At 73.8% G+C, this 18633-nt stretch carries 15 protein-coding genes, 6 tRNA genes and 1 pseudogene; 9 read left to right on the top strand and 13 right to left on the bottom strand.

Annotated features, from left to right (window positions below; genetic code table 11):
- Window positions 1–218: 218 nt before the first annotated feature.
- Window positions 219–290 (bottom strand) — tRNA-Val (locus B1H29_RS29880).
- A 79-nt stretch (window positions 291–369) separates the two neighbouring features.
- Window positions 370–822, bottom strand: coding sequence for a TIGR02611 family protein (locus B1H29_RS29875; protein WP_055415972.1), 453 nt, complete (start codon window positions 820–822; stop codon window positions 370–372).
- 191 nt (window positions 823–1013) lie between these two features.
- Here B1H29_RS29875 and B1H29_RS29870 point away from each other — a divergent pair, with 191 nt between their 5' ends.
- Both B1H29_RS29870 and B1H29_RS29865 read left to right on the top strand, forming a co-directional pair.
- Window positions 1014–1427 (top strand): SsgA family sporulation/cell division regulator, encoded by a 414-nt coding sequence (locus tag B1H29_RS29870; RefSeq protein ID WP_004002642.1) that lies wholly within the window; start codon window positions 1014–1016, stop codon window positions 1425–1427.
- Window positions 1428–1762: 335 nt separating this feature from the next.
- Window positions 1763–2323 carry a CGNR zinc finger domain-containing protein gene (locus B1H29_RS29865; RefSeq protein WP_055415973.1) on the top strand — a complete coding sequence of 187 codons (561 nt, stop codon included), beginning with the start codon at window positions 1763–1765 and terminating at the stop codon, window positions 2321–2323.
- An 84-nt stretch (window positions 2324–2407) separates the two neighbouring features.
- Here B1H29_RS29865 and B1H29_RS29860 read toward each other — a convergent pair whose 3' ends face one another.
- Entirely contained in the window at window positions 2408–2587 is a 180-nt protein-coding gene (locus tag B1H29_RS29860) for a hypothetical protein (protein WP_055415974.1), read from the bottom strand.
- Window positions 2588–2777: 190 nt separating this feature from the next.
- The gene (locus B1H29_RS29855; RefSeq protein WP_055415975.1) at window positions 2778–3227 is read right to left on the bottom strand and encodes a hypothetical protein; all 450 of its coding nucleotides are present in this window, start codon (window positions 3225–3227) and stop codon (window positions 2778–2780) included.
- Window positions 3228–3467: 240 nt separating this feature from the next.
- Between B1H29_RS29855 and B1H29_RS29850 the strand changes: the two genes are divergently transcribed.
- The gene (locus B1H29_RS29850; RefSeq protein WP_055415976.1) at window positions 3468–3992 is read left to right on the top strand and encodes a DsbA family protein; all 525 of its coding nucleotides are present in this window, start codon (window positions 3468–3470) and stop codon (window positions 3990–3992) included.
- Between the two features lie 92 nt (window positions 3993–4084).
- Here B1H29_RS29850 and B1H29_RS29845 read toward each other — a convergent pair whose 3' ends face one another.
- The 3 genes from B1H29_RS29845 to B1H29_RS29835 all read right to left on the bottom strand — a co-directional run bounded on the left by B1H29_RS29845 (window position 4085) and on the right by B1H29_RS29835 (window position 6874).
- Window positions 4085–4909: a GNAT family N-acetyltransferase gene (locus B1H29_RS29845; protein WP_055415977.1), complete on the bottom strand. Its 825-nt coding sequence runs from the start codon at window positions 4907–4909 to the stop codon at window positions 4085–4087.
- Window positions 4910–5003: 94 nt separating this feature from the next.
- Window positions 5004–5825 (bottom strand): aminotransferase class IV, encoded by an 822-nt coding sequence (locus tag B1H29_RS29840; RefSeq protein WP_055415978.1) that lies wholly within the window; start codon window positions 5823–5825, stop codon window positions 5004–5006.
- Window positions 5822–6874, bottom strand: coding sequence for a chorismate-binding protein (locus B1H29_RS29835; protein WP_055415979.1), 1053 nt, complete (start codon window positions 6872–6874; stop codon window positions 5822–5824). The genes B1H29_RS29840 and B1H29_RS29835 overlap by 4 nt, the downstream gene beginning before the upstream one ends.
- A 176-nt stretch (window positions 6875–7050) precedes the next feature.
- Here B1H29_RS29835 and B1H29_RS29830 point away from each other — a divergent pair.
- From B1H29_RS29830 to B1H29_RS29810, 5 genes are all read left to right on the top strand, one after another.
- Window positions 7051–7123: transfer RNA gene (locus tag B1H29_RS29830), tRNA-Gly, on the top strand.
- A gap of 37 nt (window positions 7124–7160) precedes the next feature.
- Window positions 7161–7234, top strand: a tRNA-Cys gene (locus tag B1H29_RS29825).
- 1 nt (window position 7235) lies between these two features.
- A tRNA-Val gene (locus B1H29_RS29820) sits at window positions 7236–7307 on the top strand.
- A 19-nt stretch (window positions 7308–7326) separates the two neighbouring features.
- Window positions 7327–7398: transfer RNA gene (locus B1H29_RS29815), tRNA-Val, on the top strand.
- Between the two features lie 22 nt (window positions 7399–7420).
- Window positions 7421–7492: transfer RNA gene (locus B1H29_RS29810), tRNA-Val, on the top strand.
- An 82-nt stretch (window positions 7493–7574) separates the two neighbouring features.
- Here B1H29_RS29810 and B1H29_RS29805 read toward each other — a convergent pair.
- The 3 genes and pseudogenes from B1H29_RS29805 to B1H29_RS29795 form a co-directional block, all read right to left on the bottom strand.
- Window positions 7575–7862, bottom strand: a complete 288-nt coding sequence (locus B1H29_RS29805; protein ID WP_079160537.1) for a zf-TFIIB domain-containing protein — start codon at window positions 7860–7862, stop codon at window positions 7575–7577.
- Window positions 7863–7963: 101 nt separating this feature from the next.
- Window positions 7964–8851: pseudogene (locus B1H29_RS29800) on the bottom strand (phosphotransferase family protein); the annotation flags it as partial.
- A 604-nt stretch (window positions 8852–9455) separates the two neighbouring features.
- Window positions 9456–9638 (bottom strand): hypothetical protein, encoded by a 183-nt coding sequence (locus B1H29_RS29795; protein ID WP_055415981.1) that lies wholly within the window; start codon window positions 9636–9638, stop codon window positions 9456–9458.
- Between the two features lie 589 nt (window positions 9639–10227).
- Here B1H29_RS29795 and B1H29_RS29790 point away from each other — a divergent pair.
- On the top strand, window positions 10228–11673 hold the full coding sequence (locus B1H29_RS29790) for a serine/threonine protein kinase (RefSeq protein ID WP_055415982.1): 1446 nt from the start codon (window positions 10228–10230) through the stop codon (window positions 11671–11673).
- A gap of 410 nt (window positions 11674–12083) precedes the next feature.
- Here B1H29_RS29790 and B1H29_RS29785 read toward each other — a convergent pair whose 3' ends face one another.
- From B1H29_RS29785 to cobT, 3 genes are all read right to left on the bottom strand, one after another.
- The gene (locus tag B1H29_RS29785) at window positions 12084–12902 is read right to left on the bottom strand and encodes a TrmH family RNA methyltransferase (RefSeq protein ID WP_055415983.1); all 819 of its coding nucleotides are present in this window, start codon (window positions 12900–12902) and stop codon (window positions 12084–12086) included.
- 1 nt (window position 12903) lies between these two features.
- Complete coding sequence (cobA, locus tag B1H29_RS29780; RefSeq protein ID WP_055415984.1) at window positions 12904–14136, bottom strand: uroporphyrinogen-III C-methyltransferase; 1233 nt, start codon at window positions 14134–14136, stop codon at window positions 12904–12906.
- Between the two features lie 237 nt (window positions 14137–14373).
- On the bottom strand, window positions 14374–18327 hold the full coding sequence (gene cobT, locus B1H29_RS29775) for a nicotinate-nucleotide--dimethylbenzimidazole phosphoribosyltransferase (protein ID WP_055415985.1): 3954 nt from the start codon (window positions 18325–18327) through the stop codon (window positions 14374–14376).
- Window positions 18328–18633: the final 306 nt, after the last annotated feature.

Raw genomic sequence — 18633 nt, 5'->3', positions numbered from 1 at the left:
GCACGGACGGCCGGAACGGGTGGCACGGCGGGCTCCGAGCGCGTCGCACGGGCCCGTGAAGCCGCCACTGAAGCCGCCGCACAGCCCTTGACCCGAAGCCGCCGCACGACCTCGAGGCGACCGCGCGGGGACCCCGGCAGGCGCTCGGGACCGCCCTGGCGCAGCCACGACAAGGCGGCCCGGCTCACGATGGTGAGCCGGGCCGCCTGATGATCCGGTGGGCGATACTGGGTTCGAACCAGTGACCTCTTCGGTGTGAACGAAGCGCTCTCCCACTGAGCTAATCGCCCGGACGCAGGAAGAACATTACCCCATGTCAGGGGGTGCCCGTGACCAGCGGGGGCCGGGTCGCCGCACCCCCGCGTCGGATCACTGGTCCTCGATCTTCCAGGGCATCTCCAGCCCGAACTTGTACAGGTAGACCCCGGCCAGCACGGCCACGATCACCACGCCGATCGCGGTGAGGGTGAGGTTCCGGCGCCGCACCTTGGGATCGAGGGCACGCTGCGCCGCCTCGGTGACCTTGCGCTTGGTCCAGCGCAGGACGATCTGGGCCCAGACGAACTCGGTCGCCCAGATCGCCATGCCACCGAAGATCACCACCCAGCCCGGTCCGGGCAGCACCAGCATGGCGGCGCCGGCCACCACGACCGCGAGGCCGACGATGAAGACGCCGACCTGCCAGCTCAGGTGCAGGGCACGGCGCGCCTTGACGAAGTCCGGTGCCCGCGAACCGAGCGCACGCCCGGCCGCGGCCTCGTCCGTCCCCGAACGGTCTTCCGCCACGGCCGCCTCGCCGGGCTTGTTACTCCCCGTGTTCATACGGCCAAACACTACCGGAGCGAAACCTGTCACCGGAATGGACGCACGGCCCGAGCGATCTCTCGGCCGGAAGAGTTACGTAAACACACGCAAAACACTCAGAGGGGTTTACAACGGCACCGTAGGTGGCATGTCGATTTCGCCGACGTGCGAATCCCCGAGCGCACACTGAGCGAAAGGCCCTGGCGCTTATGAACACCACGGTCAGCTGCGAGCTGCACCTGCGCCTCGTTGTGTCGAGCGAGTCCTCCCTGCCTGTCCCCGCAGGCCTGCGGTACGACACGGCCGACCCCTACGCCGTGCACGCCACCTTCCACACCGGAGCCGAGGAGACCGTCGAGTGGGTGTTCGCCCGCGACCTCCTCGCCGAAGGTCTCCACCGCCCCACCGGCACCGGCGACGTCCGCGTCTGGCCGTCCCGCAGTCACGGCCAGGGCGTCGTGTGCATCGCCCTGAGCTCTCCGGAGGGCGAAGCGCTGCTCGAGGCCCCGGCACGGGCCCTGGAGTCCTTCCTGAAGCGCACAGACGCCGCCGTGCCGCCCGGCACGGAACACCGGCACTTCGATCTCGATCAGGAGCTCTCGCACATCCTGGCGGAGAGCTAGGGCGAAGCCCCGTGAAGCCGCCCGTCGCCGTCGACTCGGGGTGACGGCACGGGCCCGGACAACCGCATACGGCACACACCGGCGTCGCCGCCGCGGATCTCCGCGCCGGCGGCGCCGGTGCGTGTGCGGCGGCGGAGCCCCTCACGGCCGACGTCCCTGGCGCCTCCCGCCGCCTCCCGCCGCCTCCCGCCAGGGAACCAAGGCCGGCCGGTCTCCGTTGTTACCGGCAACCGACGGCCGGGACCGCGCTCGGAGCCGGTTGGCCCGGCGCGGAAGCCACTACCATCGGCCAGCATCGGCGGGCGCCCGCCCGACCCCAGGCCAGGGAGCGAAATGTGCTGATCACCCACGACACCCGGTGCGCCCTCGACACCGTGGTGGATCTGGTGAACACCATGCCGGAGGACGAATCGGCGCCGGACGGGCTGCCGGATGTCGCGGGCCTCCAGGAATTCGTGGGAACGCACGAAATCAGCGACGTCGGTGTGCTCTCCGAGCTCGATCTCTCGGCGGTGCGCAAGATCCGTGGCCGGTTCGCGGCGGTCTTCGCGGCCCCCGAGGCGCGGGCCGCGGCGGGACTGATCAACGACCTGGTCGCCGCTGCCGGGACCACGCCCCGGCTCACCGACCACGACGGCTACGACTGGCACATCCACTACTTCGCGCCCGGTGCCTCCGTCGCCGACCACCTGGCCGCCGACTGCGGAATGGCCCTCGCGTTCTTCGTGGTCGCCGGGGAGCAGGAGCGGCTACGCCGGTGCGAGGCACCCGACTGCCGCCGCGCCTTCGTCGACCTCTCCCGGAACCGGTCGCGGCGGTACTGCGACAGCCGCACGTGCGGAAACCGCTTGCACGTGGCCGCGTACCGGGCACGACGCAAAGAGGCGGCTCGCTGACGCCGTCCTCTCCCGCGGGCGCGCCACCTGTGTCCTGGGGTGACGCGGCCCCCGGCGGGTGGCGCCGGGGAACGCGGGTACGGCTCACAGCAACAGCAGATCGTGCAACGAAGCCATGAGCAGCAGACACCCGATCACCGCAAGGAAGATCATGAGCGGTGGCTGGGAAAGGGCGAAGAGGCAGCCACGCGGTTCGCACTGCGCCCGCGCGGTTTCGCTCTGTCTCGTGTCCGGCTGGGTATCCAGCCGAGTGGTGTCCGGCATCTCGCCGCGATGATGACGCAGTACGCGGGGCCTACGCGATCAACACGCTCGTAAGGACCGGGAGTTCGTTGAATGTCGCAATGTCCGGTCGGATCGTGATCACTCCGGAGCGCGCGCTGACGCCCTCGGACCGCTGTGTCGTTTCAGTGCGGGACCCTCCGAGGACAGCAGGCGGTCCGTCGGCGTCAGGTCAGATCCCGTGCTTCTTGAGGATCGCCTCGATGTCGCTGAAGTCGTCCTCACCACGGGAGGTCGTCGCGGGCCGGGAGGCGGGCCGGGCGGCCGGAGGGGTACCGGAGCCCAGTGAGGGGTCCGAGGCCGCCGGGGCGACCGCGTCGCGCTGTGCGGCGGCGCGGGCCTCCTTGCGCTCCTTGCGGGTGCCGCCGCGGCGGCGTTCCACGGTGCGCGTGGTCATGAACAGCACCCAGGACACGCCCAGCACGGCGAAGCCGGCCCAGGCCACGGGGCTGAAGGCCGTGTCGGCCAGCCACTCGACGACCCCCGTCATCACCAGGCCGACCGGGACGAGGGAGTAGGCGGCGATGCGGGTCGCGGTGAGGAAGCGCCTGCGGTACGCGGTGACCGCCGCGATGCCCAGGCCCGCCGCGGACACCGCGGAGCAGACGGTCTCGGCAATCATCCGGTCCTCCAGGCTGGGCTCGGTCGGGCATGAGTACTTCTGTCCCTTCCATCCTGCACCGTCCGGACGCCTTGAGGCCATGCTCCGGCCCGAGATCAGGGTGATCTCCGGGTCGGCTCCTCCCCAGGTGCCGGTGACCGTCCTGCGACCGGGTGCGGGTGACCGTCTCACGACAGGTGCCGGTGACCGTCTCACGGCGGTGGTCCGGGTGCCGTCCCGCGGGCTGGGAGAATGGCCCCCATGAGCGACTCCTCCCCCGTCCGTCCCGCCGCGCCCGTCCTCGACGTCTGGTGCGAGCTCCAGTGCCCGGACTGCCACACCGCCCTGGACGACATCCGCGCCCTGCGCGCCCGCTACGGCGACCGTCTGGAGCTGCGGCTGCGGCACTTCCCCCTGGAGAAGCACAAGCACTCCTTCGCCGCCGCCCAGGCCGCCGAGGAGGCGGTGGCACAGGGACAGGGGTGGCAGTACGCCGAGGCCGTGCTGGACCGGGTCGCGGAGCTGGACCGTGCGGGAGAACCCCTCCTGGTGTCGGTGGCCCGGGAACTGGGACTGGACGCGGAGGAGTTCGACACCGCGCTGATCGACGGCCGGCACATCCTGATCGTCGATGCCGATCAGGCCGAGGGCAAGGCCATCGGCGTGACCGGCACCCCCACCTATGTGATCGGCGGCGAGCGCCTCGACGGCGGCAAGAGCCAGGAGGGGCTGCGCGAGCGCGTCGAGGAGATCGCGGACCGGCTGCTCGCCGAGCAGCGGGACTGATCCGGGAGGACCCCCGGCCGGCCCTGCTGCCGTCCCGCCCGCTGCCGGAGCAGCGGTTCGCAGGGGGTCAGAGCAGCGGTTCGCGCAGAAGGTCAGAGCAGCGGTTTGTAGAAGCTGTACCGCGTGGTCGCGTAGCCGAGCGACTCGTAGAGCCGCTCGGCCGCGGTGTTGCCCGCGAAGACGTTGAGCCCGATCAGCGGCCGGCCGGCGGCGATCGCCTGCGCCTCGGCCAGCAGCATCAGCGTGCGGCCGTGCCCACGGCCCCGGTGGGCGGCGTCGACCTCGACGTCGAAGACGAAGGCCCGGTCCTCGCGCAGCGCCAGCCACAGGACGCCGACCCGCGTCCCCTCCTGCTCCACCACGCTGAACAGCATGTTCTCGGTGTCCAGCCCTTGCGGCAGGAGCACCTCGTGATCGCTGCGCGCCTTCGCGTACGCCTCGGCCTCGGGCACTCCCCGCTCGATCCAGGTACGGGCGTACTGCTCCGACTCGTACTCCTGCCACAGGTCGAACTCGTGTCGCGTCATGGACCGCGCGCGGCTGCCCGCGGGCAGGGCGGGCGGGGTGGCGCCGAGCGGCTTGGTCATGCCGCGGGTGCGCAGGACGTAGCCGAGCGCCTGGGTGAGCCGCAGGCCCGCCTCGGCGTCGGGGGCGACGCTCGCCTCGATCTGCCGGCAGCCCCAGCCCCGAGCGACCTCCTCGGCCGCGAGGGCGGCCACCGTGCCCCGGCCGCGCCGGCGGTCGGGTTCGTCGACGCGCAACTCGTGGATCACGGCCACCGAGTCGCCGAAGGCTCGCGAGGTGCCGAGGTGTATCGCGCCGACGGGACGGCTGTTCACGCACACCTGGTAGCGGCGTGAACGCGTCCCGTCGGCGGCGCGCTGAAGCGGCTCGGTCGGCCGCAGGGTCGTGGTCATCACGGGTGTTCTACCCGCCGCGGAGGCGAAGGGCAGCCGAATATCCGGCAGCCGTGCGTCCACGGTGGTCCGTTGCCCCCGGTCGTGCCCCCGGTCACGGATCCAGGTCGTCCCCGGACCGCTCCTCGAAGATCCGCATGGCCTTCGCGGTCACCGGCCCCGGAGTGCCCGGCAGCTCGCGGTCGTCGACGCGGTGCACGGCCTGCACGTCCCGCAGCGTGGAGGTCAGGAAGACCTCGTCGGCGCGGTCCAGGACGTCCAGCGGGAGGTCGGTCTCGCGGGCGCCGGTCCACTCGACGGCCAGGGCCCGGGTGATCCCGGCGAGGCAGCCGGAGGCGACCGGCGGGGTGTGGATCTCGCCGTCGAGGACGACGAAGACGTTCGACCCGGTGCCCTCGCACAACTGCCCCACCGTGTTGCCGAACAGCGCCTCCGACGCGCCCCGTTCGCGGGCGCGGGCGAGGGCGACGACGTTCTCGGCGTAGGAGGTGGTCTTCAGGCCGGTGAGCGCGCCGCGCTCGTTGCGGGTCCAGGGCACTGTGATCACGGCCGTGGAGTCGGGGCGGCGGCCGGTCTCGCCCAGGGCGACGACGAGGGTCGGGCCGTGCTCGCCGCGGTCGGAGCCGAGCGGGCCGTGGCCGCCGGTGTAGGTGACGCGCAGCCGGCCCAGCGGCATGGGGTTGACCTCGAGGACGGCGGCGCAGGCGCGGCGCACCTCGTCGAGGTCGGGATCGGGCAGCCCCAGGCCGCGGGCCGAGCGGGTCAGCCGGTCGAGGTGCCGGGTCAGCGCGAACGGCCTGCCGTCCACCGCCTTCACCGTCTCGAAGATGCCGTCGCCCACGGTCAGCCCGTGGTCGAGGACGGAGACGCGGGCGGACTCGATGTCCTGCAGCCCGCCGTCGAGCCAGATCTTCACGTCAGTAGCGCCTCTCCGCTTCCGTTCGCCTCGTACGCGCCCGACGCTACCGCGAGCAGCCGGGACGCCTTCAGTTCGGTCTCCCGCCACTCCCCCTCGGGATCGGAGCCCCAGGTGATGCCGGCGCCGGTGCCGAAGCGCAGCAGTCCCGCGGCACGGTCGGCCCAGAAGGTGCGGATGCCGACGGCCAGCTCGCCGGTGCCCCGGTCGGCGTCGACCCAGCCGATGCCCCCGCAGTACGGGCCCCGGGGCGCGGTCTCCAGCGCGTCGATGATCCGCAGGGCGCTCGACTTGGGCGCTCCGGTGACGGACCCGGGCGGAAAGGCCGCGTCGAGCAGCTCCGGCCAGCCGGCGCCCGCGCGCAGCTCGCCCCGTACCGACGACACGAGGTGCACGAGACCCGGATGTTTCTCGACCGCGCACAGGTCGGGCACCGTGACGGTCCCCGTGGCGCAGACCCGGCCGATGTCGTTGCGGACCAGGTCCACGATCATCACGTTCTCGGCGTAGTCCTTCTCCAGCAGGTCGGCCTCGGTCCGCCCGGTGCCCTTGATCGGCCCGGACTCGACGATCCTGCCGTCCCGGCGCAGAAAGAGCTCGGGCGACGCGGTGGCGATCTCGACGCCGTGCCCGGGCAGCCGAATCGTTCCGGCGTACGGCGCCGGGTTGCCGCGGGCCAGCAGCGCGGTGAGGGCGTCCACGTCGGCCCCTGGCGCGACGGGCGCCGAGAGCACCCGGCACAGGTTGGCCTGGTAGACCTCCCCGGCGGCTATGTGCTCGCGGATGCGGCGTACGGCCGCCGTGTACGCGGCGCGGTCGAGCGAGGACGTCCAGTCACCGACGGCGGGCCCCCGCCACCGGCCCGGGGCGGGCGCCGGCACCGGCCGCGTCCGGGTCTCGGCGAAGCGTGCGCAGGTCAGGCGCCCCTCGAAGTCCGCGCAGACGGCCCAGAAGCCCTCTGATTCCAGAGCGGAGGGGTCGTTCGTGACGTCGAGGAGACCGGTGGCGAGGCGGTCGCCGAAGCGGGCGAGGGGAGGGTGGTCGGGCACGCTGTCGAGTCTAGGCCGGTGTCCCGGAGGCGACCCGGACCTGTCCTTCCGGTGCCCTGACCAGGTCCACGAGCGGACGCACCGCAGCACGCTGCACAAACGCGTTTTTGTACTGGCCCCGGAATCCGCTAGAGTTCATGACGTCGCCGGGACGCGGAAGCGGACCGAACCGACAGGCGGACGTAGCTCAGTTGGTAGAGCGCAACCTTGCCAAGGTTGAGGTCGCGAGTTCGAACCTCGTCGTCCGCTCGCAGGAAGAGGGGGCCTCCCGGGTCCCCGCACTCCTGGTGGAGTGGCCGAGAGGCGAGGCAACGGCCTGCAAAGCCGTCTACACGGGTTCAAATCCCGTCTCCACCTCCAAGGACGATTAGCTCAGCGGGAGAGCGCTTCCCTGACACGGAAGAGGTCACTGGTTCAATCCCAGTATCGTCCACTGATCCGCGAGGATCCCCGCGCGATTAGCTCAGCGGGAGAGCGCTTCCCTGACACGGAAGAGGTCACTGGTTCAATCCCAGTATCGCGCACGCAGTGTTCGCAGCACTCCCAGGACGATTAGCTCAGCGGGAGAGCGCTTCCCTGACACGGAAGAGGTCACTGGTTCAATCCCAGTATCGTCCACATCACCGGAGCCCCCGGCCGTCTCGTACGGTCGGGGGCTCCGTCGTGTCTGCGCTCTGCAGGAGCTACTGGAACCGCTGGATCAGCTCGAGAAGAGCATGCGGCCGAAGCCCTTCTGACGGTGGTGGCCGTGGTGGCCGTGGTGGCCGTGCGGGGCGCCCCAGGCGGGGGCCGGAGCGGCCGGGTAGGCCTGCGGGGCGGCGGGCGGGGCCGGCGGCGGAGCGGACTGGGACCACTGGGCCTCCAGACGGGTCAGCGACTCGAGCTCGCCGTAGTCGAGAAAGATCCCGCGGCAGCCGCTGCACTGCTCGATCTGAACGCCGTTGCGGTTGTAGGTGTGCATCGGTGCGTGACACTTGGGGCACTGCATGCTCGGCTCAACTCCTCGCCGGTCGGTCCTGCTTCGCGTATCGCCAGGACAGACTCTGTCCGGCCGCGGGTCGGTTGCACCCTACTGCGGGAAACTTCGGCTCAGCCGCGTGGGGCGGAGGGGCCGGCGGAGGCTATCCGGGCGCAGGCGTCGACCAGGGGCTGTTCCACCTCGTCCAGGGGCCGGCCCGCCGCGACCGCCTTGGTGACGGCCCGGGCGGCGGTCTGCGTGGTGAGGGCGCGGGCCGGGGCGTCGAGGGCGGGCCAGGGATCGCCGTGCGACGGGACGGCCGGGCCGCCGGCCGCGCGGTAGGCGGTCAGGAAGCGGTGCCAGTCGTCGGGCGGGAGCAGACCGCAGGCGTACCAGGCAGCCGGGCGGGCCAGGTCCCAGCCCGGGACGCCGGTGCCGAGGTCGTCGACGTCTATCAGCAGCCAGGGGCCTTCGGGCGCGGGGTGGCGTATGAGCTGGCCGAGGTGGAGGTCGCCGTGGCAGAGGGTGGTCGTGTCCGGCATCGGCGCCTCGCCGCGTGCCCAGGCGGGGAGGGTGGCCCAGGCGTGCAGCACGGGGGCGGTGGCGGGGTGGTGCGGGGCGGCGGTCCGGAGGCGGGCGACGGCCTGCGCGGCCTTCGCGGGGCCGCGCATGGGGGGTACGGCGGCGGGGGCGGGCGTCCGGTGGAGGCGGGCGAGGAGGGTGGCCGCTGACTCCCAGGGCGCCGCGTCCGGGTTCTCCGGGTCCACGGGGGTGCCGTACGGCCAGTACGTGACGAGCCGTCCGTGCACGGTGACGGGCGCCGGGCCGAGCGGGGGCAGGAGGATGCCGGGGAGCCGGGCGGCGACGGTGACACGGAGGGCCAGCTCGGCCGGGTCGGCGTCCGCCGCGTGGGCCTTGGCGACGGTGCCCGCGTGCCGGACGACGGTGGAGTCGGGGCGGTCGGCAAGGGTCGCGTCGGGGCCATCCGCGGCGGTGGCGTCGGTGCGGTCCGCGGCGGTGGATGCGGCGCCGTCCGTGAGGGTGGAGACGGGACGGTCCGCGACGGTGAAGGCAGCGCCGACCGCGACGGTGGAGGCGGCGCCGTCCGTGAGGGTGGAGACGGGACGGTCCGCGACGGTGAAGGCAGCGCCGTCCGCGACGGTGGAGGCGGCGCCGTCCGTGAAGGTGGAGACGGGACGATCCGCGACGGTGGAGGCAGCGCCGTCCGCGGCGGTGGAGGCAGCGCCGTCCGCGGCGGTGGAGACGGGACGGTCCGCGGCGGTGGAGGCAGCGCCGTCCGCGGCCGTGGCCGCGCCGCAGGGGCAGGCCGGGGTGCGGGCGTGCGCCGTTGCCCTGACGCGGGCTGTCAGGGCGGGCAGGAGGTGGTCCGTTGTCACGGGGTGAGGGTACGCAGGGGTCGTCCGCCCGCCCTCGCCCCGCGGGCCCGGGAGGCCGTCAGCCCTGGAGGCCGTGAGCCCGAAGGTCCTCGGTCCGGGGAAAAGCAATGCCGGCGCAGCTCCCCAGCTACGCCGGCATTTTGCCGTCCGCCGCACCCCCGTCCCCACGGGGTTTCATGGGTGGATGTCCCCGCCCGGACCGCTCTTCCGGGCCTGGGGTCGCCGCTCAGCGCCCCAGCATCACACCCACGGACGACGCCTGTGTGGCCACTGTCTCCCACCCGTCGAAGACGAGGAGGAGCAGGGCCGCCAGGGGCAGGGCCATGAGCGTCGCCACCACGGGGTGGCGACGTCCCTGACGGCGGCTTTGCCGTGTGCGGACCAGCGTCCGCGGTGCCGTCTGGGCCATGGTCCCTCTCCTGACCGGTTCCGTTGTCTTTGGCAGCGGCGGGCGTCTGACCTCGGGGGACGAGTGCTGCACCCGCCGCTTGACCTCAAATCTAGGCGTCCGGCGCTCCCCGGACGTCATGCCCTCGTACCGATTGCCGGGCCTCCCGGAGGATGAGCCATGACCAGCGGTGTACTCCCCTGGGTGGAGACCGGGACCTGGGTCTCGGGGTCTTCCCGGAGGGGGCGCCCGCCGTGCCCCGGTATCTCCGCGCCGTCCGGTGACTTCGCTCACTTCCGCCGGTTCCGTACGCACCCCCGTCTCCGCCCTGTGCACGGCCTCGTCGGCCACCACGCCGCAGGCACGGGGCGCCTCCCCGGCGTCCTTTGGCGCCGCCACCAGCTTCTCCTCTCCCGGTCCAATCGCCGCCCCATGGGGCGCGGTTGGGGAACCGTGCGGGTCGGGGCAAGCTCGCCCTTCCGTTCCCTGACCGCCCCTCAACTCTCGCACCCGGCACTGACAATCCGTCGTTGCGAGAGGGCGCGGCCTCTGCGCGCGGGCGGCTGTGGAAACGTAAGCTGTGGCTCGTCACAGGGACCGGGCAGCGGGGATGAACATGGCGATGATGCGCCTGAGGCGCGAGGACCCGCGCGTCGTCGGCTCGTTCAGGCTTCACAGGCGGCTCGGCGCGGGTGGGATGGGCGTGGTCTACCTGGGCTCCGACAAGAAGGGGCAGCGGGTCGCGCTGAAAGTCATCCGGCCGGACCTGGCCGAGGACCAGGAGTTCCGGTCGCGGTTCGCCCGTGAGGTCTCGGCGGCACGGCGGATCCGCGGTGGCTGCACCGCGCGGCTGGTCGCCGCGGACCTGGACGCGGACCGGCCCTGGTTCGCCACGCAGTACGTGCCCGGCCCCTCCCTGCACGACAAGGTCGTCGACGGGGGCCCGCTCGGCGCGGCTGACGTCGCCGCCGTGGGCGCCGCCCTCTCCGAGGGACTGGTCGCGGTGCACGAGGCCGGGGTGGTGCACCGGGACCTGAAGCCGTCCAACATCCTGCTGTCCCCGAAGGGGCCGCGCATCATCGACTTCGGCATCGCCTGGGCCACGGGGGCCTCGACGCTCACGCACGTCGGCACCGCGGTCGGCTCCCCCGGGTTCCTCGCGCCGGAGCAGGTGCGCGGGGCGGCGGTCACACCGGCCACGGACGTGTTCTCGCTCGGGGCCACTCTGGCGTACGCGTCGATGGGCGACTCGCCCTTCGGGCACGGCAGTTCCGAGGTGATGCTGTACCGCGTGGTGCACGAGGAGGCCCAGCTCCACGGGGTTCCCGACGCCCTCGCGCCGCTGGTGCGGGCATGCCTGGCCAAGGACCCCGAGGAGCGCCCCAGCACGCTGCAGTTGTCGCTGCGGCTGAAGGAGATCGCCGCGCGGGAGGCCCAGGGGCTGGCCGACGTACGGCCGCCCGCGCCGCGCAGCGCGGAGGCGGACCTGCCCACGGGACGGCTCGCCGACACCTACCCGGAGCGTACTCAGCGGCGTCCGCAGGGCCGGCCGGGCGCACCGGGCACCCCCGCGCCGCGGAGCACGTCGGGGGGCCGGGGCCCGGCGTCCGCGCGCGGCGGCGCACCCTCCCGCGGTGGCACGCCGTCCCGCAACGGATCCGCGGGCCGGGGCGACAGCGCCTCGCGCGGCGGTGGGGCGCGGTCCGGGTCCCGGCCCACGCCCGCGTCCCGCGACACCACCGGCCGGAACACCTCCCGCAACAGCGGCGGCAGGCCCGCGCCGCGCAGCGGAGCCGGCCGTACGGCGCCGAGGACCACGGGGACCCGTTGGCGACGGCCCGCGAATCCCCGGCTGTTGCGGCAGCGTCTGTTCGTGTTCGTGGTCGTGACGCTGCTGGTCGCGCTGGGCATCGCCGCCGCGCAGGGCTGCCAGGGGCCGGCGCGGGGCCTCGGCGGCAACGACCGGGACGGCGTACGGACGCAGCAGGGGCAGGAGCGGGTGCTACAGGTGGACGTGCGGAGCGACGCTCCCGGACGCCGGGCGCCCGGGCTGTAGGCGCGTCGCGGACGTGGCCGACGGCCGCCCACCGGCCGGACGCCAGGCACGTCGGCCACGCGGGCGGGCTCCTCTGATGGGGGAACGGCTCGTCGGCACACGCTCGGCCGGGGTACGGCGCGGTGGCGCACCCCGGGCTGAGGGAACGGCTCGATGGCACCTCCGCGGCCGAGGGAACGGCCCGCCGGCACACCCCTCGGTCACGGCAACGACCGGACGGGCACACCCTCGGCCGTCCAACCGCACCCACGCCGGGAGAAGGCCCGCCGACACACCCTTCCGTCACGGCAGCGACCGGACGGGCACAACCCCGACGCGTCCAGCACGCCGCCGCAACCGGGACAAGGCCCGCCGACGAGCCCCGCGCCCGCGCCCCGCGCCCGCGTGCAATCCGGCCCGGCGGACGGGCCCTACGCCGAAGGCCGGCCCGTCGCCACCGCGTAGAAGGCGACCGCTGCCGCCGCGCCCACGTTGAGGGAGTCGACGCCGTGGGACATCGGGATGCGGACCCAGTCGTCGGACGCCGCGAGGGCCCGCCGGGACAGGCCGTTCCCCTCGGCGCCCAGCATGAGGGCCACCCGGTGCATCCGGTGCGGGGCGACCTCGTCGAGGGCCTTGGCCCGGTCGTCGGGGGTGAGGGCGAGGAGCGTGAAGCCCGCCTCGCGGACCGTCTCCAGGCCGGCCGGCCAGGTGTCGAGGCGGGCGTACGGGACGGAGAAGACGGCGCCCATGGAAACTTTCACGCTGCGCCGGTACAGGGGGTCCGCGCAGTCCGGGGAGAGCAGGACCGCGTCCATGCCGAGGGCGGCGGCGGAGCGGAAGATCGCGCCGATGTTGGTGTGGTCGTTGACCGACTCCATGACGACGACGCGGCGGGCGGACACCAGGAGGCCGGCCGCCGTCGGCAGCGGCTTGCGCCGCATGGAGGCGAGCGCGCCGCGGTGGACGTGGTAGCCGGTGACCCGTTCGGCGAGCGCCGGGTCGACGACGTACACCGGGGCCGGTGCCTCGTCGATGATGTCGCGCATCGTGTCGACCCACTTGGCGGAGAGCAGCATCGACCGCATCGCGTAGCCCGCCTCGCCGGCGCGCCGGATGACCTTCTCGCCCTCGGCGATGAACAGGCCCTCGGCGGGCTCGCGCCTGCGGCGCAGTTCGACGTCGGTCAGGCCGGTGTAGTCGTGCAGGCGGGGGTCGTCGGGATCGTCGATGGTGATGGGGCCGGCCATGTCACGCCGTCCCGTGCGGGCCGACGCCGACGACCTCGCCGACGACGATGACGGCGGGCGGCCTGACCTCCTGCGCGACGACCGTCTCGGCGACCGTGGCGAGGGTGGCGTCCACCCGGCGCTGCGCGGCCGTCGTGCCCTCCTGGACGAGGGCGACCGGGGTCCCGGGCGACCTGCCGTGTGCGACGAGGGTCTCGGCGATCTTGCCGATCTTGTCGACGCCCATGAGGATCACGAGCGTGCCGGTGAGCTTCGCCAGAGACGACCAGTCGACCAGGGAGCGCTCGTCGTCGGGGGCGACGTGCCCGCTGACCACGGTGAACTCGTGGGCGACGCCCCGGTGGGTGACCGGGATGCCGGCCGCGCCGGGGACCGAGATGGAGCTGGAGATGCCGGGGACGACGGTGCACGGGATGCCCGCCTCGGCCAGTGCCCGCGCCTCCTCCATGCCCCGGCCGAAGACGAACGGGTCGCCGCCCTTCAGCCGTACGACCGCCTTGCCCTGCTTGGCGTGCTCGATCAGCGCGTTGTTGATGGCCTCCTGGGCCATGAAACGGCCGTACGGGATCTTGGCCGCGTCGATGACCTCGACGTGCGGCGGCAGCTCGGCGAGCAGGTCGCGCGGGCCCAGCCGGTCGGCGATGACGACGTCGGCCTCGGCGAGCAGGCGGCGGCCGCGGACGGTGATCAGGTCCGGGTCGCCGGGTCCGCCGCCCACCAGGGCGACTCCGGCGGTGCGGGTGCGGTGGTGCGGGGCGACGAGGGTGCCGTCGCGCAGTCCCTCCACGACCGCGTCGCGGATGGCGGCGGTGTGGCGGGGGTCGCGGCCGCGCGCGTCCGTGGTGAGCACGGCGACCGTGACGCCCTCGCTGTGGCCGGTCGCCGGGGTCCACGCCGTGGCCTGGTCGGCGTCGTCGGAGCGCACGCACCACACGCGGTGCCGCTCGGCCTCGGCGGAGGCGGCGGCGTTGGCGTCGGTGTCGCTGGTGGCGATCAGGGCGTACCAGGCGTCGGCGAGGTCGCCCTCCGCGTAGGGCCGCCGCTCCCAGGCGATCTCGCCCGCGTCCGCCATGGCCTCGACCGAGGGGGTCGCCTCGGGGGAGACGAGGCGGACGTCCGCGCCCGCCGCGATCAGGGCGGGCAGGCGGCGCTGGGCGACCTGGCCGCCGCCGAGGACGACCACGCGGCGGCCGGTGAGGCGGAGGCCTACGGGGTAGGCGGGGTGTTCGGCCATGAGGGAGGGCTCCTCGTCCTGGCGGTGCGGTGGGCGCTGCGGCTCTGGAGCGGCCCTGACGTGGGGATACGTGCGGATTCTAGGAGACGTGCGGAGGTGGCACGAGGTCGGTCCAGCGTACGGCGGGGTGCGGGACGCGTACGGCGGGGCGGAGCGCGGGACTCGATGGCGGGGCGAGGACAGGGCGGCGGCGACGGTCTCCGATCTCCGCCGCGCCGCTCCTGCCCCGCCGCCGGGCTACTTCTCGGTGACGCCCGCCGAGTCGAACGTCGCCACCTCGTGCATCGCCCGCGCGGTGCTCTGCACCATCGGCAGGGCGAGCAGCGCGCCGGTGCCCTCGCCGAGGCGGAGGTCGAGGTCGACCAGCGGGCGCAGGCCCAGCCTGTTGAGCGCGGCGACGTGGCCGGGCTCGGCGCTGCGGTGGCCGGCGATGCAGGCCGCGAGGACCTCGGGGGCGATGGCGCGGGCCACCAGGGCGGCCGCGCCGGCGCTGACGCCGTCCAGGATCACCGGCGTACGCAGGGACGCGCCGCCGAGCAGCAGACCGACCATGGCCGCGTGCTCGAAGCCGCCGACCGCGGCGAGGACGCCGATCGGGTCGGCCGGGTCGGGCTGGTGCACCTCGATCGCCCGGCGCACGACCTCGGTCTTGCGGACCAGGGTCTCGTCGTTGATCCCGGTGCCGCGGCCGGTGACCTCGGCCGGGTCCGCGCCGGTGAAGACGGAGATGAGCGCGGCGGACGCGGTGGTGTTCGCGATGCCCATCTCGCCGGTGAGCAGCGCCTTGTTGCCGGCCGCCACCAGGTCGCGGGCGGTCTCGATGCCGACCTCGATGGCCTGCCTGGCCTCCTCGCGGGTCATCGCGGGGCCCGTGGTCATGTCGGACGTGCCCGCGCGGACCTTGCGGGGCAGCAGGCCGGGCGTGGCGGGCAGGTCGGTGGCGACTCCGACGTCCACGACGCACACCTCGGCGCCGACCTGGGTGGCGAAGGCGTTGCAGACCGCTCCGCCGCCCAGGAAGTTGGCCACCATCTGGGCGGTGACCTCCTGCGGCCAGGGGGTGACGCCCTGGGCGTGCACCCCGTGGTCGCCGGCGAAGACCGCGACGGCCGCGGGCTCCGGGATCGGCGGCGGGCACTGGCGGGACAGGCCGGAGAGCTGTGCGGAGATGATCTCCAGCATGCCGAGCGCCCCGGCCGGCTTGGTCATGCGCTTCTGCCGCTCCCAGGCCTCGCCGAGCGCCTTGGCGTCCAGCGGGCGGATCTGTGCGACGGTCTCGGCAAGCAGGTCGTGGGGGTCCTCTCCGGGCAGGGCGCGTCGGCCGTACGTCTCCTCGTGCACGACCCACGACAGCGGGCGGCGCTTGGACCAGCCCGCCTGCATCAGCTCGGGCTCGTCCGGGAACTCGTCGACGTAGCCCACGCACAGGTACGCCACGACGTCCAGGTGCTCGGGCAGGCCGAGGGCACGGACCATCTCGCGCTCGTCGAAGAAACTGACCCAGCCGACGCCGAGGCCCTCGGCGCGGGCGGCGAGCCAGAGGTTCTCGACGGCGAGCGCGGAGGAGTACGGCGCCATCTGCGGCTGGGTGTGCCGGCCCAGGGTGTGCCGGCCGCCGCGCGTGGGGTCGGCGGTGACGACGATGTTGACCGGGGTGTCGAGGATGGCCTCGATCTTCAGTTCCTTGAACTGCTTGGCCCGGCCCTTGGGGAGGGACTTGGCGTACGCGTCGCGCTGGCGCATCGCCAGTTCGTGCATGGCGCGGCGGGTGTCGGCGGAGCGGATGACGACGAAGTCCCAGGGCTGCGAGTGGCCTACGGAGGGCGCGGTGTGGGCGGCCTCGAGGACGCGGAGCAGCACCTCGTGCGGGATGGGGTCGCTGCGGAAGCCGTTGCGGATGTCGCGGCGTTCGCGCATGACCTTGAGGACGGCTTCGCGTTCGACGTCGTCGTAGGCGGGCGCCGCCGGGCCGGTGGACTGCCGTACTTCCGCCGCGGGGGCCGTGCTCACGTCGTGCTGGTCTTCCTGGTCGGCGGCGCGGGTCTCCAGGTCGTCGGCGTTCTGGGCGACTTCCGGGTCGGCCTCGCGTGGCGCGGGGACCACGGCGACGTGGTCCGGCGCCTGCGCGTCGGCCTGGGGCTCCGGGGGGAGGAGTACGGACTCGGGCGGTGTCGGGGCGAGGTGCGGGGTGATGGGCACCTGCCCGCCGTCGACCGGCACGAACTGGCCGATGGGCTGGCCGGGGTGCTCGCCCACGGGCTGGTCGGACCGGGGCTCTGCCGCTGCTTCTGCTTCTGCTTCTGCTTCTGCTTCTGCTTCTGCTTCTGCTTCTGCTTCGACGGTGCCCGTCGGAGTCGCTTCGGGTCCCATGGGCTCGGGCACGTTGTGCGGCGCGTCCGCTTCCTGCGGTACGGCGGCATTCACGAGGGACTGGGGGCCCTGGGCGGGCTGTGGGGCGTCCGGGGCGGACTGGACGTCCGGCCGCGGTGCGGCGGCGGGCTGGGCATCGGGCTGCGGTACGGCGTCCTGAGCGGCGGGCTGCTCAGCAGGCTGCGGGTGTGCCGCCACCGACTGTGCGGGCTGCTCGCCGGGCTCGGGCCCCGCGTCCGGCTGCGGGCGTGCCGGTACCTGCACGGGCTGTTCGACCGTTTCCCCTGCCGCCGGTACCCGCACCGGCTGTTCGACCGTTTCCCGTGCCGGTGCGGGCTGCTCGGTGCCGGCCGACGGGACCGGCGGCTCCGGGGACGGCTCGGGTGCGGCGTGCTCGGAGGGCGCGGCCGTGTCGGGTGCCTGGGCGACTTCAGGTACCCCGGGTGCCTGGGCGGCCGCGGTCACCCCGGGTGCCTGGACGTCCGGGGTCACGTCGGGTGCCTGGACGTCCGGGGCCGCGGGTGCCTGGACGTCCGGGGCCGCGGGTGCCTCGGCGAGCGGGGGCTCGGGAGCTCCGGCCGGCTCGACACCCTGGACGGGCCCGGGCGCGGGCGCGGGTGCCTCGGTGGCGTCGGCGACCTGCGGGTTCACCGACACCGGCTGTTCGAGGACCTCTTGGACGGGCTGAACCGGTTGGCCGGGCTGAACTGCCTGGTCGGGCCGAACTGCCTGGACAGGCTCCGGCCCGGGCTCCGCAGTGACCGCTTCGGGGGCCGGTACGGCTGCCTCCTCGGGGTCGGGCAGGGTTCCCGGGTCGGTTTCGGCGAGCTGCTCCGCCTCGGCCTCGGGGGCGGGCGCATCCCCCGCCCCGGCCTCGGGCGCCACTACGACCTCTTGGCCCTCGCCACCGGCGTGGGGCGTCTCCGGGCCGGGCGTCGCCTCGTTGCCCGGCAGGGCGTCGGCACCGACGGCCCCGGCGGCGTCGCCGGTCACGGGCTCGGGCTCGGGCTCGGTCTCGGTCTCGGTCTCGGTCTCGGTCTCGGTCTCGGTCACAGGCTCGGTTACGGCGGGGGTTTCGGGAGTTTCGACAGCCGGCAGCCCCGCCTCACCGGATTCGCCGGATTCGCCGGACTCCCCGGCTTCCCCGCCCGTAGCCGCCACGGCGGCCTCCGTCGCCACGCGGGTCACGAGCGCCTGGGCCGCGCCCACCGGCTCGGGCACCTGATCCGGTGCCGGAATAACCGTTTCCGCATGCACCGCCCCGGCGTTCACCGGAGCCTCCGAAAGCGATGGGGCCTGCGGAGCCGCCTGCGCGCCCCACGGCGCCGCCCCCTGCGGCGGCATCGTGGCGGCCTGCGGGCCGTCGAGGTACTCGGGACCGGCGGCCGGCGGGCCGGCGGGCCGGGACGGCGCGTCGGCCGGGCCACGGTCGGCGAGGGAGCGGACCGGGCTCGCGGAGGTGTCGGGGATCGGCGGACCGAGGTGCAGGGGCCTGCGCGGCGGAACCGGCGCGGCCGCGGGTTCCGGTGCCGCTTCCGGCTCCGGCAGGCGGACGCCACCGAGGTCGACCGAACCGCTGTCCCGGCCGGACATCTCGTGCGGCCCCGGCTGGTGCACGGTCTCGACGACCGGCTCCGGCGCGGGCGGCGCGACCTCGTTGCCCCAGGCACTCTGGGCTCCCGGCAGCAACAGCAGGTCCTCGTCCTCGGCGGTGGTCTCGGAGAGGTAGGTGTACGCGCCGGGTGCGGGGACGCCCGGCTGCTCCACCATGCCTGCGTTCTCCGGCAGCCCCTCGCCCGGGATCTGGCCGGTGTCGGTCATGCGTAACCCCTCGCCCATCGGTTAGTGCTTCTACGACCAGCTACACCCGGGACGGCGCACCGACCGCCCCGTAGTGAAGAACGAGCGTGCGTGCCCAGCGGCACGAACGACCCGCCGGAAAAGACGACAAAGCCATTGAGTGGCATTGTCGCGGTCGTTCCCCCGTCACGACAGCTTGATCCGCGACAGCCCGCTGTGGACTGCGCCACGTTGCGCGTCCTCCGGTTCTGCCGTACCACACCCAGCCCGGATCGGACGGGTTTTTATGGACATTGGCCGACGAAGTGCCGGGTGTCCGAGTGCGGT

It is taken from the genome of Streptomyces pactum (genome assembly GCF_002005225.1).
Taxonomy (GTDB): domain Bacteria; phylum Actinomycetota; class Actinomycetes; order Streptomycetales; family Streptomycetaceae; genus Streptomyces; species Streptomyces pactum_A.
Note: the sequence above shows the minus strand (reverse complement) of the source record. Positions and strands in the feature narration are given on the sequence as shown.

Coding starts and splice junctions, on each gene's coding strand:
- B1H29_RS29790 (WP_055415982.1), top strand. CDS start 10,228: ATGAACATGGCGATGATGCGCCTGAGGCGCGAGGACCCGCGCGTCGTC.
- B1H29_RS29795 (WP_055415981.1), bottom strand. CDS start 9,638: ATGGCCCAGACGGCACCGCGGACGCTGGTCCGCACACGGCAAAGCCGC.
- B1H29_RS29875 (WP_055415972.1), bottom strand. CDS start 822: ATGAACACGGGGAGTAACAAGCCCGGCGAGGCGGCCGTGGCGGAAGAC.
- B1H29_RS29870 (WP_004002642.1), top strand. CDS start 1,014: ATGAACACCACGGTCAGCTGCGAGCTGCACCTGCGCCTCGTTGTGTCG.
- B1H29_RS29785 (WP_055415983.1), bottom strand. CDS start 12,902: ATGGCCGGCCCCATCACCATCGACGATCCCGACGACCCCCGCCTGCAC.
- cobA (WP_055415984.1), bottom strand. CDS start 14,136: ATGGCCGAACACCCCGCCTACCCCGTAGGCCTCCGCCTCACCGGCCGC.
- cobT (WP_055415985.1), bottom strand. CDS start 18,327: ATGACCGACACCGGCCAGATCCCGGGCGAGGGGCTGCCGGAGAACGCA.
- B1H29_RS29850 (WP_055415976.1), top strand. CDS start 3,468: ATGAGCGACTCCTCCCCCGTCCGTCCCGCCGCGCCCGTCCTCGACGTC.
- B1H29_RS29855 (WP_055415975.1), bottom strand. CDS start 3,227: ATGATTGCCGAGACCGTCTGCTCCGCGGTGTCCGCGGCGGGCCTGGGC.
- B1H29_RS29845 (WP_055415977.1), bottom strand. CDS start 4,909: ATGACCACGACCCTGCGGCCGACCGAGCCGCTTCAGCGCGCCGCCGAC.
- B1H29_RS29805 (WP_079160537.1), bottom strand. CDS start 7,862: ATGCAGTGCCCCAAGTGTCACGCACCGATGCACACCTACAACCGCAAC.
- B1H29_RS29860 (WP_055415974.1), bottom strand. CDS start 2,587: ATGCCGGACACCACTCGGCTGGATACCCAGCCGGACACGAGACAGAGC.